The organism is Myxosarcina sp. GI1 (assembly GCF_000756305.1).
Taxonomy (GTDB): Bacteria; Cyanobacteriota; Cyanobacteriia; order Cyanobacteriales; family Xenococcaceae; genus Myxosarcina.
This window is the reverse complement of record NZ_JRFE01000022.1, coordinates 244851-258760: the sequence shown is the minus strand read 5'-3', so window position 1 is coordinate 258760 and position 13910 is coordinate 244851. Positions and strand designations below refer to the sequence as shown.

The following is a 13910-nucleotide window of genomic DNA, read 5'->3' as shown; positions in this document are numbered from 1 at the left end:
AAGCAAGACTCTTTTGAATAAAGCAAGACACCAAAAGAACAATTAATTGTTGTCTAGATAATGCAATCTTTGATTCAAGTATTTCTGCTTAATTGAAAACTGGGATGCTCTCGTCGGCTTGACTACAGATATTTTTTAAAATCTGACTTTCTTTACTGTAGTATTGCGTTATGTAGTTGGGGCTCTTAACTCATATCTATTTTTATTTCTGCATCAAATATATTTCAATACTTTAATTAGCAACGCAGACAATCAAACTGCTACTCAAACCGATACAATAAATAAATAATTCATATATTTTACGCTTTAATATCATATGCCTCCTCGTTGGCCCCGCAAACCAGACCGCAAAACAGATCCTGAATACAGACGTTTGGACGATATTATGAACTTTGCCATCCACGTAGGCATTTATGCTGCGGTTAACTCTGGCTTATGGTTCGTTCATAACCTTAAGTCTACCGAATGGACTTGGCTACTGTGGGTTAACGGTGTTTGGTTTGGAGTTTTAGCACTGCATTTTATTTATATTAAAGCGATCGCAGATTATTCATCGGTAAAATCTAATGGCTAGCACAAAAGAAATTGAAACTTTAGCAGCGCAAATTGGCGAAAATATCTACATTGATGTAGCTAAATGGCATTTGTATCTTGCCGATGCCCATTTACATACAACTGTAGCCGAACGAGCTTATTCTTTATTAGAAGAAAATTCTTTGAGCGAAAGTACCGTTAGCGATTTATTAAAAGATATTTCAGTTAAATTAGGCGGAGGTAAAAAAGAACTTTCTCTATCAGATCTCATCCCTGCATCAAACCAAAGAGATCTTTTAGAATTGCTAGAAAACTATCAGCAAGAAATGTAATAAAAATTGCTATAGCGATCGCTTTTTGCTATTACCAATACGGTGATAAAAGTTTCGTAATTTATGAGGAGAAATTCTCAAAAAGTAACCAATAATAATTAATTGATTGACTAAAGTAGTTTTAAATACTCCTAGCTTTTGCCAACGACGAGCGGAAGTTACTACAGCAGCAGGCGCGATCGCAATTTTGCCTCGGTGTTTCAATCTACTAATAAATTCAAAGTCTTCCATAATTGGTAGATTGGCATAGCCACCAATATCTATAAATGCCTGTTTGCGAATAAATATAGCCTGATCGCCATAGGGAAGTTGTAAAAAGCGCGATCGCAATTTAACCATAGTTTCTACAAGGCGTAAGGCTTTGGATTCAGCGTCGATAGCTAGTTCAAACGCTCCCGCAATTACCTTTGTTTGAGCCAGGGATTGTCGTACCAACTTGGCGTAGTTGGAAGGTAGTTGACTATCGGCATGAAGAAACAACAAAAAATTTCCTTTAGCTATAGCAGCACCTGCATTCATTTGACTGGCGCGGTTGGGTTCTGCGGCGATTGCTCTAATGTTCATTTGTCTGGCAATTTCAACGGTGCGATCCTGACTGCCGCCATCAACCACAATTAGCTCTACATCATCGCTAGCTTGAAGGCGTTTTAAAGTCTGGGCGATAATTGCCTCTTCGTTGAGAACGGGGATAATAATGCTAATGATTGGCTGCATTGTTTTCTAAAAACGGCATCCAGATAACTACAGGTTTCAAGTTAGACATGGTATATCGTATTTGTATTCTGATTTTAATTTTGCTTAGTTTTACGCCAAATGCGATCGCCTCAACCATGACGGAAAGGTTAGACAGCTTCCCTGACTGGAATAACAAGCCCTCAGTGCAGACTGCCAGAGGCGATTTAGAGTTTCCTGACTGGATGGCGGGAACTTGGGAGGTAACTAGTACCCTGGTAGAGCAATTCGCGCCTCTGGCACCAGATATTGTCACTCCAGGTTTTGAAGACAACAGAAGCTATTTCAACAAAGCGATCGCCTTTCAAGTTAGATTTGGTAGAGAGTATGATTCGCCTCGAACCAAGTTTTTTTCTCTTTACACTTCTCAGCCAGCCGTAGTAGCAGATCGTGCTTTTAACAGTAAAAATATCACTCAGGCTTATTTAGGAACAGACAGCGTTTATCGAGTAAAAGTAGATCCGAGTAATCCCAATCGACAAATAACTTTACTTAGAGGAGACAAAAGACTAGTTTCCACCGTTACCGAACGATATAGCGAACAATTAGCTGCCGATGAGTTTCTGGCGACAGAAATAATCGAACAGCTATTTAAGTCGCCAGAAAGAATCTATCTCAATCAAGTAGAAATTCTTTCAGATTATCAATTTATCTCACCAGAGAATATTAGGGGGGAACAGATTACAGCTATATATCTATCACCCCAAGATCCCGATTATTTTAAAGCGGGAAATCGCCCTGTAGCACTATATCACTATCATTTAGTCCTCAAGAAACAAATTACAAATAAGTTCTCAGAGAAGTTGCCGAAGCAATAGTAAGTAAAACTACCAGCAATACAATCGTCCAAGTTTTATATTTGCCGCTAGCGGCTTTTTTAGCTAACCAAGACTCTTGTTCTGCTATTTGCGATCGCAATTCATCAATTAAATCGGTTTGCTTGACACCTTGTTGAGTCAGTAAGTTGTAATTGCTGGTTTCAGACTCTAGTTGCTGGTTTAGTTTGTCTATTTGGCGATCGCGATCGCTTAACTGACTTTGCAAAGTTTGATTTTTATCTGTCACTTGCTTTAGTTGAGTTTGCTTTTCTGTTAGCTGTTGACGTACGGATTTAACACTTTTTTCTTCTTCAGCTACTCGCGCTTCTAAATCACCAACTGTTTTTAAATTATCTTCTAGCTGTTGTTGCTGTTGCCTGGTTTGCTGTTGTGCTCGATCTAACTTTTGCGCGATCGCTTGTTTATCTGCTAATAACTGCTCTCTTGCAGTTTCTTTTTGCTCGATGTCTGTTTGCAAATTTTCTAATTGCTGTCGCGCCTCAGTTAATTGTGTTTGTACATCCTGAGAGCGATCGAGTTGTTGGGAAAGTTCTTGTTGTAATTCGGCAAGTTTTTGTTCGGTTTCATCCACCTGCTGCTGTAGACTTGAATTTGCTTCAGTTTGTCGCTCTAATAAAGCTCTTTTACTTTCTAACTGGGTGGATAAATTACTAATTTGTGACTCAAGTTGCTGTCGCTCGTTCTGAGAACTCTTGACATTCGACTCGGAGCGTTCTAGCTGCTGCTGTAAATTTTGGCTATTGTTCTGTTCTGCTTCTAACTGGCTCGATAACTCCTGAATTTGCGACTCAAGCTGTTTATTATCATTTTGATAACTAGCTACTTGCGACTGTGCCTGCTCTAACTGCTGTTGCAAACTTTGACTATTGGCTTTAGCTTCCGACAGTTCGCTATTTATTGCCTCAATTTGCCGTTCTAAGTCAGAATTAGCTTCGGTTTGCTGATTGAGCGCGACTTGCTCTCTTTCTAGCTGTTGCTGTAGATTTTGGCTATTGTTCTGTTCTGCTTCTAACTGGCTCGATAGCTCCTGAATTTGCGACTCAAGCTGTTTATTATCATTTTGATAACTAGCTGCTTGCGACTGTACCTGCTCTAGCTGCTGTTGCAAACTTTGACTACTAGCTTTAGCTTCCGACAGTTCGCCATTTATCGCCTCAATTTGCCGTTCTAAATCAGAATTAGCTTCGGTTTGCTGATTGAGCGCGACTTGCTCTCTTTCTAGCTGCTGCTGTAAATTTTGGCTGTTGTTCTGTTCTGCTTCTAACTGGCTCGATAGCTCCTGAATTTGCGACTCAAGTTGCTCTAGCTCGCTCTTAGCATTAGCTGTTTCTGATTGTGACTGCTCTAGCTGCTGCTGCAAACTTTGACTGTCGGAAGCCAAAGCCGACAGTTCGCTTTGTAATTGCTCTAACTCTCGATCCTTATCTGCTAGCTTCTGTTGGGAAAGGCGATCGCTTTCTTCTTGGCTAGCGAGTTGTTGCTGTAACTGCTCTAATGCTTCCGTTGAAGTGCTGACTTGCTCCTGTTGTCCGACTAATTGCTGTCTTAATTCTTCAATCAGACTGGTTTGAGTTTCTATCTGTTGTTTTTGCTCCGCATTTACAGCATCGCGTTCTTTTAACTGTTTTTGGATCTCAGCAAGTACTCGCTCTTTTTCTTGTAGCTGCTGTTGTAAATTCTGGGAACTGGCTGCAAGTGCAGAGAGTTCTCGCTCTAATTTTTCTACTAATGATTTCTGTTCGCCAACTTCAGTTGGTTCGCGTTTTTGTGCCTCATTAGCAAAGACTGCACCATCTAAAACTTTGATTTTGTTTGAAGCGATGTCTTGAGTTGACATATTAGATATAGCTATTGTCTGTGCTGCGGAGCTACTAGCAATGGCAATTTGTCCCAAAACCAAACTTTCAATTAGCCTGGATTTACTCAATCCCGTTTCTTTAACGATTGAATTTAAATTTTTTAAAGCTTCTGAGGTTAGAGAAATTCCTAATTGGGATTTTTCTAGAAAACCAACATTTTTGCGAGTGGTTTTTGGTTTTTTACGCGCCATTTAGTCTACTCCAGCAATTCGTTATAAAATTTTCTATCAGATACTATTGAAGTATTTTGCCATGCTAATGTAGCTGTAGTTCGTCTAGATTTTTCAAAACATTAAACCTTTCAAAGCAAATCTACGAACAATTGCTAATTAATTATGTATTTGCAATTGTCGATCTGGTTTTAGTTCGAGCGAGCTATAGCTTTGCGTATCGGACTGTTAATTTTGCCAATTCGGCAGTTTTATTACTTTGCTGCTTGATACTTAAAATTAATTTTGGCTTTAGCATCTGGCAAGTAAAGCCTGAAACTTCAGCAACAACAACTACAACTTGCTAACTAAAGTTATTTGATATTTATTATAGAACGATCGCACTCGTAATTTCAGCGACGACTTATTTTGACTTTCGGCAATAGCTCAAAGCTACTGTAACTTTATTTCGTCGCGGCGAGAAGACTTCTTCCCTTTTCCTTTGTCAACGAGCATCATTTATTTTTGTTACGAACAGTAAAGTTATGACGATGACATTTTCAACAAAATTCATTCTGTCATGCCAAGTTTAAATTTTTTACGAAAATATTGTCTAAAACTCTGGAAAAACAGAAGTTCTATTTTAGAATATAGAAGTGCGGAGACAAATGTTTCCGTTCACTCCTCACACCACACTCCGTCCGATAATACAACGGGCGGTTTTCTATTTTTAACCAAAATAATAGCAGACTAAGGTTCGATCGGCACTCGACATAAATTGTAAAAAATGTTTGAGTAGTTAGTTTCGATCGCTAATCAACCTGTTTATCTATCTTCTATCTATCTATAGGGTAGTCTCCGATTGTGATAAAATCTTGTAATATTAAATAGAATTATGCTAAATAAGGATTTAATAGGCATGTCAGCAGCTGCCCCAGTAACAGATTCCAGTTTTACGGAACAAGTTTTAGAAAGCGAAGTTCCCGTACTCGTAGATTTTTGGGCACCTTGGTGCGGACCTTGCCGCATGGTTGCCCCAGTAGTCGAAGAAATAGCCGAGCAATATGAAGGACAGGTAAAAGTAGTCAAGTTAAATACTGACGAAAATCCTCAAGTTGCTAGCCAATACGGTATTCGTAGCATTCCTACCTTAATGATTTTTAAGGATGGACAGCGTGTGGATATGGTAGTAGGTGCAGTACCTAAAACGACATTGGCTAATACTTTAGAAAAATATCTTTAGTTTTTCTCGGTATTAAGTATAAAAAAATTAAACATAATATTATTACTGTGGCTTTGGCAAAGCTTTCCCCTGAAAGTAAGCTAAAGCTATTTTTATTGTTTCAAAGGAACTGGACTTTAGGCTTTAGGTAAAAAGACTTTCTACTCCTCAAAATGTAACCGAGGTTACTAAAGCTTGGGTAATGACAATTAGATAGCTACAATATATATAGCCGTAGTCAATTATTATATGGTTTTATCTTCCCCTCAATCGAAGTTATTGCTTACCCAAGAGATCGGAGAATTACTCGGTAGCTTGGGCGAACATAAAAACAAACAGTGGATCGAACGAGCGTTAGCGGTACTAGTTAGAATAGCTAAAGAAGATACCGAACGTTTGGATTGGAAAATACTTACGGCATCATTAGAAGATTTAGAACAAGGGTTTAAAAAGTTTTATCCTTACCGCCACGTTAGGAAAATAGCCATTTTCGGTTCTGCCAGAATAGAAAAAAACACTGCTGAGTACCAAATGGCAGTCGATTTTGCACGATGCATTACCCAGTTAGGATTTATGGTAATTACTGGTGCTGGAGGGGGTATTATGCAGGCTGGCAACGAAGGAGCGGGTAGAGTTAACTCCTTTGGTCTTAATATTAAGTTACCATTCGAGCAAAATGCCAACCAGGCAATTGACGGCGATGACAAACTTATCGATTTTAAATACTTTTTTACCCGCAAACTATTCTTTTTACGTGAAAGCGATGCGATCGCGCTGTTTCCTGGCGGATTTGGAACTCAAGATGAAGCTTTTGAAACTCTAACTCTCTGTCAAACAGGTAAGTATGGTCCCGTACCTTTAGTTTTAATCGACAAGCCTGGTGGAGACTATTGGCACTTATGGAATGATTATATTCATCAACAATTGTGCGATCGCGGCTTGGTTAGTCCAGACGATCCGAGTCTATACACTATTACCGACAATGTTGAAACAGCTTGCCAGACAATTCAAAATTTTTATCGCGAATATCACTCCAGTCGCTACGTTGGCGATCGGTTTGTAATTCGCCTTAATTCTGAGTTGAGTGACACCACAGTCGAACAACTAAATCAAGACTTTAGCGATATTTTGGCTAAAGGAAAAATTGTTAAAAGTAAGGCACTGCCAGAAGAACGAGATGATGAAACCGCCAAATTACCTCGTTTGGTATTTTACTTCAACCAGCGTAACTTTGGACGTTTGTATCAGTTAATTAATATTATCAATCAATCTGGTCAACCTTGTGAAGCTACCGAACATCCAGAACGAAAGTAGCAAGTAGCAAGTAAAAAGATTTTACCAATGAACGTACGATTGCTTAACATTTAGCATTTATCAATGTTCGATGTTCACTGTTCCTTATTCCCCGTTCCCTTCACAAACTACTGTTTGACATATCTCCGCCAAACCCGATAACTCCAACTAAGCAATAACAAAATTTGACGTATTTTTTGCACCTGTAGCTGTAAAATTTGATAGCGGTGTCTAAAAAGATGAATGTTACCGTGTCCGCGATAGATAATTTGTGGTGCGAGCGCTAGTACATAACTAAAATAGTTTTCGTAGTTAATTACAATTGCGGTTATGCGTTTGACTATCGATCGTAATTGTAAAATTTTAATTGCCAAGTACACATTAAGTAGTGTAATTAGTAAATTAATCAAAACGATTAAAACGATTGTTATTTGATGTCGAACTAAAAAATTGTAAATTAAAAGCAATTCTAAAAAAAAGATCGCGACTAACTAATTTTTTCTCTCGTAAAAATCTCTACGAACGGCAATCGCCATGAAAACTAATGAAGCTACTAATTTTAAGTAACGGTCATGGAGAAGATGTAATTGCTATTCGTATTATAAAACAATTACAACAGCTAACGTCTTACAAATTAAAGTTAGCGGCTTTGCCAATCGTCGGAGAAGGACACGCCTATACCCAATCTAACATTCCCATTGTTGGTAAAGTGCGACAAATGCCTTCTGGTGGCTTTATCTATATGGAAAGTAATAATTTGTGGCAAGACGTTCGCGGCGGTTTGATTGGGCTAACCATAGAACAAATAAGACTTGTTAGAAAATTAAGTAAAGAATGGTCGATTCTGGCAGTAGGAGACATAGTTCCGTTACTCTATGCCTGGTTGAGTAGTAGTAACTTTGCTTTTGTAGGAACGGCTAAGTCAGAATATTATTTGAGAGACGAAACAGGGTGGTTGCCCAAAACTTCTAGTTTAGAACGCTGGTTTGGTTCGGTGTATTTGCCTTGGGAACGCTGGTTGATGGCTAATTCGCGCTGTAAAGCTGTTTTTCCTAGAGACACCCTGACAGCAAAAATTCTACAGCGATGGTCGTCAATTTCTACCTACGATTTGGGAAATCCCATGATGGACGATTTGGAGTGTGAAAAACCTATTAAGATTGAGAAAAGACGAGAGCGAGTAACTGTGTTGCTGTTACCTGGTTCGAGAATGCCAGAATCTTTACATAATTGGCAACAAATAATTTCCGCAGTATCGGGAGTAATCGATCGCTTCAGCCACGTCAAACTAGAATTTTTAGCGGCGATCGCGCCTAATGTAAATCTCAATCCGTTTGTAGAATATGTAATTACTCAAGGTTGGTATCTTACTGCAACTTCCGTTTTAACTCGTGCCAACGCCACATTATATCTTACTCAAAATGCTTATGCTTGCTGCTTGCAACAGGCAGATATAGCGATCGCGATGGCAGGTACGGCTACGGAACAGTTTGTCGGTTTGGGCAAACCTGTAGTTACCATGCCAGGAAAAGGTCCGCAATTTACCTATGCTTTTGCCGAAGCGCAAACTCGCTTGCTAGGCTGTTCGGTTATTTTAGTAGCGAACGAGCGACAGGTAGCTAATACTATGTTTGCAGTTCTTAATAATCCTCAACAGTTAGAAGCGATCTCCACAAACGGTAAGCGACGAATGGGAAGTGCTGGCGCGTCTAAAAGAATTGCTTTATGCTTACAGGAAAAATTATTGGAGCGGTTTTAAGCAGTGAACAATGAACAATAAACAGTTAACAACAACAGTTTAGCTACAAAAGTGTTATTTGCTAACTACTAATTGCTCATGCAGCATATTAAACGGTATTTGTTGACCTATCGAGTAAAGTTTAAATTGTATCGAAATATTAAAACGTCAATCGATTTCTTTGTTGTTACAAAATAAGAAATAATGTACGTAGTGATACTTTTAGTACGGTCGTAATAATTAATAATAATAAATAGTATTGTACCACGAAATAACTAAGGTCGATTGCCGAAAGTTCACTAATAAACATAGTTAAATTAATTTTTTAATATTTAGATAAATGAAGTTAGCTGCGATCGATATAGGTACCAACTCCATTCACATGATTATTGCCGAAGCAACCAGCAAGTATAGCTTTAATATTCTCGATCGCGAGAAAGAAATGGCAAAATTGGGAGCGGGGGTATTTGCTTCTAATCGCTTGAGCGATCGCGCTTTTGAACTCGGTCTGGAAACTATTAGTCGCTATGTTCGACTAGCCGAGCGTATGGGAGTAGATGAGATTATTACTGCTGCAACTAGTGCGATTCGCGAGGCGCAAAACGGCGAAGATTTTTTAAACGAAGTAGTAGCTCAAACTGGTCTGTGTCCGAGAATTATTTCGGGAAAAGAAGAGGCGAGATTAATTTTTCTTGCTGTCCGCAACTCAATCGCTCTGGAAGATGACAAAGCTTTAATTCTAGATATTGGTGGTGGCAGTACGGAGGCTGCTGTGGGCGATCGCTACGAAATTTTTTATAGCGACAGTATGCCTTTGGGAGTTCAGCGCCTACTAGATATGTTTGAAGATAAGGGACCTGTTGGAGTGGAGGGACGAGGAGTTCTAGAGGCACATATTCGCTTCGTTGCCAAAGAAATTTTAGATAAGATACACCATATTGGTTTTGAGCGAGTAATTGGTACCTCGGGAACTATCCGTACTATGGGTGAGGCGGCGCATATCGCTGCTGGTGGCGAATCCTTACAGTCGGTTAACGCTGAAGTCGTAGGGTTAGAAGATCTTGGCGAATTAACTCAGAAACTGCTGGAAATGGATTTAGAAGAACGTGCCGAAGTTGATGAAGTAAGCAACAAACGTGCCGACGCAATTCATTTAGGCGGAGTGTTATTAGTACAGCTATTAAATATGGTGGGAGTAAAAGAAATTACTCTTTGTGATGCCTCCCTGCGAGAAGGGATGGTTTTAGACTATTTAGAACGGCATTCCCAAGAGGTTGCGGCTTCTTTTGAACTCAAAAATTTGCGACATCGTAAAGCAGCGCATCTAGTTCACAAATACGAGTCTGATTGGGAAGAAAATTCTCACATTGCTCATTTGGCACTACAAATTTTTGACCAAACTCAGAAACTGCACCAATACGGAGATTACGAACGAGAAATTTTGGAGTTTGCTGCTTTACTCCATGACATCGGACAGTTTATTTCTTTCCGCAAACATCATAAAAACTCGCGCTATATTATTAGACGAACCAATCCGAGAGGGTTTACCGATGAAGAAATATTGTTAATCAGGCATTTGACTCGCTATCACACTAAAGCCAAACCAAGCAAGAAACATAAGAAGTTTAAAAAACTCTCCAAACATCATCGTCATTTAATTAAAAAACTTTCGGGAATTTTAAGAGTTGCTGTTGCTTTAAACAAAACCAAGAATCAACGTGTCAAACAAATTTATTGCCAGGTGTCGGAAGAAAAACTAGAGATTGCAGTTTCTGGCGCAGACAATCTTGAGGTAGAGATTTGGGCAGCACAACGAAGCTCTGAGGTATTGGCACAGGCGATGAAACGAGAGGTTGAAATCAAAAAAAGCTTAATGAGCAATGAGCAATTATCAACGGCTCGGTAAACACTGTTCATTGTTAACTGTTCATTGTTAACTGCTTTAATAATTGTCGTTCGCTTGTTGCTGGCTCCAGACAGGATAAACCGCGGCAGACTAAACCTACTGCACCTTGAGGTAAATTAGGTTCCAAACGAAAAGCGGTAGTGGGAAAATAGTTAGGAATTAACTTAGCTAATTGTTCGGCAGTAGTTTTAACCAAAGTGCCGTTAAGCAACCAATCTAAGGCAACAAACAAACTAGGACAGGCTTGGGGCGATCGCTCCATAATAGTGCTGAAAGCTTTCAAGGCGGTTTCGGCACGTTCTAGATAGTCAGTATCTTCGGTTAATAAACCCAAACGCACCAGATTAGCAACTGCCGTACCGTTAGCAGCAGGAGTAGCATTGTCCATATAGCTGCGCTCGCGTATTAGTAATTCTTTACCACCATCGGCAGCATTGTTATAGTAGCCACCCTCTTCGCTCCAGAAAAAGCGATCGAACTCTTGCTGAAGCGCGATCGCTTTTTCTAACCATCGAGCATCTTGCGGACAAGCCATCTGTAAATCTAGTAGAGCTTTGATTAATAAAGCGTAATCTTCTGATTGTGCTAACACACTCACTCTGTCATCGTAGTTAAGACGGTGTAAGCGTCCACTTTGCCACTGATTATCTAAAATAAACTCAACTACTGCGATCGCCAAATCTAAATAAGATTGTTCTTTAAATACACTATAAGCTCTGGCTAATCCTGAAATGACCAAGCTATTCCAGGCAACGATGGTTTTAGTATCGGTAACTGGTGGAATGCGTCCTAACCAGTCTTTGCTTTTAGCTTCCCGATTGTTTTTTGCAGGAGGAAAACTATCGATCTCAGAGGCTGCCTTACCATAACGAACTGCAAATAGTTTTGCTAAGGCACTATTCAAAGTCTCGGATAATTGTTCTATTCCCAAACGCTGAAGTACATTTTTACCCTCAAAATTTCCTTCGGGAGTAACGGTAAATTCTGCCTGTAGCTGGCTTAGTTCTTCTGAAGACAGCAAGTCGGTTAACTCTTGGTAACTCCAGACGTAAAACTCGCCTTCTTCTGGTTCTGCGGCTTGGGGAGTAGTAAAATTATCGGCATCTTGAGCGGCATATAGTCCCCCTTGAGCCGAAGTCATCTCGCGTTTTAACCATTCTACCGTTAGCGCGATCGCTCGTTCGATTGCAGGTTTTTGAAACCCACTACTCCATAAGTTAGCCAGATATTCTAAAATCTGCCCATTATCATAAAGCATTTTTTCAAAGTGAGGCACAGTCCAGGTAGAATCAACAGTGTAGCGATGAAACCCCCCTCCTACATGGTCGAAAATTCCTCCCAGCACCAAATCTAGTCCTCTTTGTCGCGCTAGTTCGGTGGCATTATATTCAGAGCTTTCTTGCTGGCTATTTTGTAAAGCCAAAGCTGCATAGGGAATCATTGGAAAGCTAGGACGACCAAAATCGTTGGGACTAAGTACGGCCGTATTAGTTTCCATGCCGCGATTTAACAATTCTTCGCTAAGAATATTAGCTTTACCTGTAGGCAAGTTGGTTGACTGCTGAAGATTTTTAAAAATTTCTTCGGTCAAATTTTCCAGCTTTTCTGTTTCTTTGTCGTAAAAACGGCGAACTGCCTGAAGAATTTCTAAAAAACCAGGGCGACCGTATTTAGGTTCGACGGGAAAGTAAGTTCCGCCGTAAAAAGGAATTAGTTTATCTGGCGTGAGAAAAATATTGAGAGGCCATCCTCCTTGTCCGATCATCATCTGTAGCGCCTGCATATAAATGCTGTCGATGTCTGGTCTTTCTTCACGGTCTACTTTGATCGGCAGAAAGTTGGTGTTGAGATAGCTGGCGATCGCCTCATCGGAAAATGCCTCGCCTTCCATTACCGTACACCAGTGACAGCTTGAGTAGCCTATAGACAAAAAAATTGGCTTATTGTTTTGTTTGGCTAATTCTAAAGCTTCGTCACACCAATACCACCAATCGATCGGATTGTCGGCGTGTTTGCGTAAATACAGACTTTGAGTATTTGCTAGCTGATTGGGCATGATAGTTAGTGGTTAATAGTTTGAAGTTGCATAGCGATTGCAGCAGTCTATATACAATCGAAGCTGTTCTAACTGACTGTTAACTGTTAAGAATTTCTTTGGCTTTGTGATATGCTTCTAGAGCTTCAGGTGTAGCTGTTGCTAGAGATTTCTGGTGAATGCGTTCTAGAGCAGCAATGTATTCTGAATTCTTAGATAGCACGACATTAGCTTTAGATGAAGCGATAGTAGCTAACTGCGCTCTTAGAGGTAACTTGCTGAATACTTCCAGGCGTTTTTCGATTGACAAAGTAAGATCGCACCTCCCCTAGCAAAATGAAACAACTTTCAGTGTTGGCTTTGACTATAAGTATAGTAGCGAACTTCGCCGCAAAATCGGCTTGGGCATTACCACCGCCAGACGATATTCCCGAAGAAATCCTCCGCACTGAGATAATTTTAGAAGCGCGATCGCCTATAGACAGCAAACCATTAAGTGCGGCAGAATACGCAGAACTAGAAGCTAAACTGGCTGAAAGAGCATATCCTCAAGAGTTGAATTCCGATATTGAAGAACTAATTTTTTTATTGCAAATTAGAAAATTTTTTAAAACTATAATTCCTTTTTACTAGTTTCAATAGTGTTGAAACGCAAGCAGGTTATACAATTCCATAAAATAAAGATACAGATAAACTGCAAAGGAGCAGGGAACCGAGGAAAATTTATCGATCTGTAGTCAACATTTAAAAGTCACAAAAATCGAGTAGCAATCGACTATTACCATCGCTGGTATAGATGGAGCAAACAAATATGATAAAAGTAACCAATAACACCAATCCTGACGATCCTTTTAATTTAAATCGCTTTATTAGCGCACAAGAAGAAGTTTATCATCGCGCTCTAGCAGAGTTAAACAATGGCAATAAAAAATCCCATTGGATATGGTATATATTTCCGCAGTTTGCAGGATTAGGACAGAGTCAAACTTCTAAATATTACGCCATCAAAAGCCGAGAAGAGGCGTTGGCATATATAAATCATCCCGTTCTTGGTTCGAGATTGAGAGAATGTGCCAAAGTAGTGATTGCCGTTCAAGGGCGATCGGTTTCAGAAATTTTTGGCTACCCAGACAATCTCAAACTCAAATCGTCTATGACATTGTTTTCTTCTGTCGCATCAGATTCGGTATTCGATCGCGTTTTAGATAAATATTTTCAAGGCAATCGAGATGATAAAACACTTCAATTATTAGAAAAACTCGAATAGAACC

The 13910-nt window shown here is 39.7% G+C and carries 14 protein-coding genes; 9 read left to right on the top strand and 5 right to left on the bottom strand.

Features of this window, described 5'->3' with window-relative positions; genetic code table 11:
* Nucleotides 1-316 precede the first annotated feature (316 nt).
* Both KV40_RS16565 and KV40_RS16560 read left to right on the top strand, forming a co-directional pair.
* Nucleotides 317-574 (top strand): 2TM domain-containing protein, encoded by a 258-nt coding sequence (locus KV40_RS16565; RefSeq protein WP_036483717.1) that lies wholly within the window; start codon nucleotides 317-319, stop codon nucleotides 572-574.
* Nucleotides 567-866 (top strand): DUF3181 family protein, encoded by a 300-nt coding sequence (locus tag KV40_RS16560; RefSeq protein ID WP_036483715.1) that lies wholly within the window; start codon nucleotides 567-569, stop codon nucleotides 864-866. Before KV40_RS16565 ends, KV40_RS16560 begins: the two co-directional genes overlap by 8 nt.
* 9 nt (nucleotides 867-875) lie before the next feature.
* Here the strand turns inward: KV40_RS16560 and KV40_RS16555 are convergent, their stop codons facing one another.
* Nucleotides 876-1580 (bottom strand): TIGR04283 family arsenosugar biosynthesis glycosyltransferase, encoded by a 705-nt coding sequence (locus KV40_RS16555; RefSeq protein ID WP_036483713.1) that lies wholly within the window; start codon nucleotides 1578-1580, stop codon nucleotides 876-878.
* Between the two features lie 47 nt (nucleotides 1581-1627).
* On the opposite strand from KV40_RS16555, the gene KV40_RS16550 reads away from it, so the two are divergent.
* Complete coding sequence (locus tag KV40_RS16550; protein ID WP_036483711.1) at nucleotides 1628-2416, top strand: DUF6816 family protein; 789 nt, start codon at nucleotides 1628-1630, stop codon at nucleotides 2414-2416.
* Here KV40_RS16550 and KV40_RS16545 read toward each other — a convergent pair.
* Entirely contained in the window at nucleotides 2379-4487 is a 2109-nt protein-coding gene (locus KV40_RS16545; protein WP_036483708.1) for a hypothetical protein, read from the bottom strand. The two genes, KV40_RS16550 and KV40_RS16545, sit on opposite strands and share 38 nt — an antisense overlap.
* A gap of 877 nt (nucleotides 4488-5364) precedes the next feature.
* Here KV40_RS16545 and trxA point away from each other — a divergent pair.
* Both trxA and KV40_RS16530 read left to right on the top strand, forming a co-directional pair.
* Complete coding sequence (gene trxA / locus KV40_RS16535) at nucleotides 5365-5688, top strand: thioredoxin (RefSeq protein WP_036483703.1); 324 nt, start codon at nucleotides 5365-5367, stop codon at nucleotides 5686-5688.
* Nucleotides 5689-5916: 228 nt separating this feature from the next.
* Nucleotides 5917-6981, top strand: coding sequence for an LOG family protein (locus KV40_RS16530; protein ID WP_036483701.1), 1065 nt, complete (start codon nucleotides 5917-5919; stop codon nucleotides 6979-6981).
* Nucleotides 6982-7088: 107 nt separating this feature from the next.
* Here KV40_RS16530 and KV40_RS16525 read toward each other — a convergent pair whose 3' ends face one another.
* On the bottom strand, nucleotides 7089-7334 hold the full coding sequence (locus tag KV40_RS16525) for a hypothetical protein (protein WP_172657300.1): 246 nt from the start codon (nucleotides 7332-7334) through the stop codon (nucleotides 7089-7091).
* A gap of 170 nt (nucleotides 7335-7504) precedes the next feature.
* Here KV40_RS16525 and KV40_RS16520 point away from each other — a divergent pair, with 170 nt between their 5' ends.
* Nucleotides 7505-8719: a lipid-A-disaccharide synthase-related protein gene (locus tag KV40_RS16520; protein WP_036483698.1), complete on the top strand. Its 1215-nt coding sequence runs from the start codon at nucleotides 7505-7507 to the stop codon at nucleotides 8717-8719.
* Between the two features lie 319 nt (nucleotides 8720-9038).
* Nucleotides 9039-10604: a Ppx/GppA phosphatase family protein gene (locus KV40_RS16515; protein WP_052055696.1), complete on the top strand. Its 1566-nt coding sequence runs from the start codon at nucleotides 9039-9041 to the stop codon at nucleotides 10602-10604.
* Nucleotides 10605-10617: 13 nt separating this feature from the next.
* Here the strand turns inward: KV40_RS16515 and KV40_RS16510 are convergent, their stop codons facing one another.
* Complete coding sequence (locus tag KV40_RS16510) at nucleotides 10618-12660, bottom strand: thioredoxin domain-containing protein (RefSeq protein ID WP_036483696.1); 2043 nt, start codon at nucleotides 12658-12660, stop codon at nucleotides 10618-10620.
* 79 nt (nucleotides 12661-12739) lie between these two features.
* Nucleotides 12740-12949 (bottom strand): hypothetical protein, encoded by a 210-nt coding sequence (locus KV40_RS16505; protein ID WP_036483693.1) that lies wholly within the window; start codon nucleotides 12947-12949, stop codon nucleotides 12740-12742.
* Between the two features lie 26 nt (nucleotides 12950-12975).
* On the opposite strand from KV40_RS16505, the gene KV40_RS16500 reads away from it, so the two are divergent.
* A complete protein-coding gene (locus KV40_RS16500; protein ID WP_036483691.1) occupies nucleotides 12976-13272 on the top strand; it encodes a hypothetical protein in 297 nt (98 codons plus the stop codon).
* 178 nt (nucleotides 13273-13450) lie between these two features.
* Entirely contained in the window at nucleotides 13451-13906 is a 456-nt protein-coding gene (locus tag KV40_RS16495) for a DUF1810 domain-containing protein (protein WP_036483912.1), read from the top strand.
* The last annotated feature ends 4 nt before the right edge of the window (nucleotides 13907-13910 follow it).

Coding starts and splice junctions, on each gene's coding strand:
- KV40_RS16565 (WP_036483717.1), top strand. CDS start 317: ATGCCTCCTCGTTGGCCCCGCAAACCAGACCGCAAAACAGATCCTGAA.
- KV40_RS16560 (WP_036483715.1), top strand. CDS start 567: ATGGCTAGCACAAAAGAAATTGAAACTTTAGCAGCGCAAATTGGCGAA.
- KV40_RS16555 (WP_036483713.1), bottom strand. CDS start 1,580: ATGCAGCCAATCATTAGCATTATTATCCCCGTTCTCAACGAAGAGGCA.
- KV40_RS16550 (WP_036483711.1), top strand. CDS start 1,628: ATGGTATATCGTATTTGTATTCTGATTTTAATTTTGCTTAGTTTTACG.
- KV40_RS16545 (WP_036483708.1), bottom strand. CDS start 4,487: ATGGCGCGTAAAAAACCAAAAACCACTCGCAAAAATGTTGGTTTTCTA.
- trxA (WP_036483703.1), top strand. CDS start 5,365: ATGTCAGCAGCTGCCCCAGTAACAGATTCCAGTTTTACGGAACAAGTT.
- KV40_RS16530 (WP_036483701.1), top strand. CDS start 5,917: ATGGTTTTATCTTCCCCTCAATCGAAGTTATTGCTTACCCAAGAGATC.
- KV40_RS16520 (WP_036483698.1), top strand. CDS start 7,505: ATGAAGCTACTAATTTTAAGTAACGGTCATGGAGAAGATGTAATTGCT.
- KV40_RS16515 (WP_052055696.1), top strand. CDS start 9,039: ATGAAGTTAGCTGCGATCGATATAGGTACCAACTCCATTCACATGATT.
- KV40_RS16510 (WP_036483696.1), bottom strand. CDS start 12,660: ATGCCCAATCAGCTAGCAAATACTCAAAGTCTGTATTTACGCAAACAC.
- KV40_RS16500 (WP_036483691.1), top strand. CDS start 12,976: ATGAAACAACTTTCAGTGTTGGCTTTGACTATAAGTATAGTAGCGAAC.
- KV40_RS16495 (WP_036483912.1), top strand. CDS start 13,451: ATGATAAAAGTAACCAATAACACCAATCCTGACGATCCTTTTAATTTA.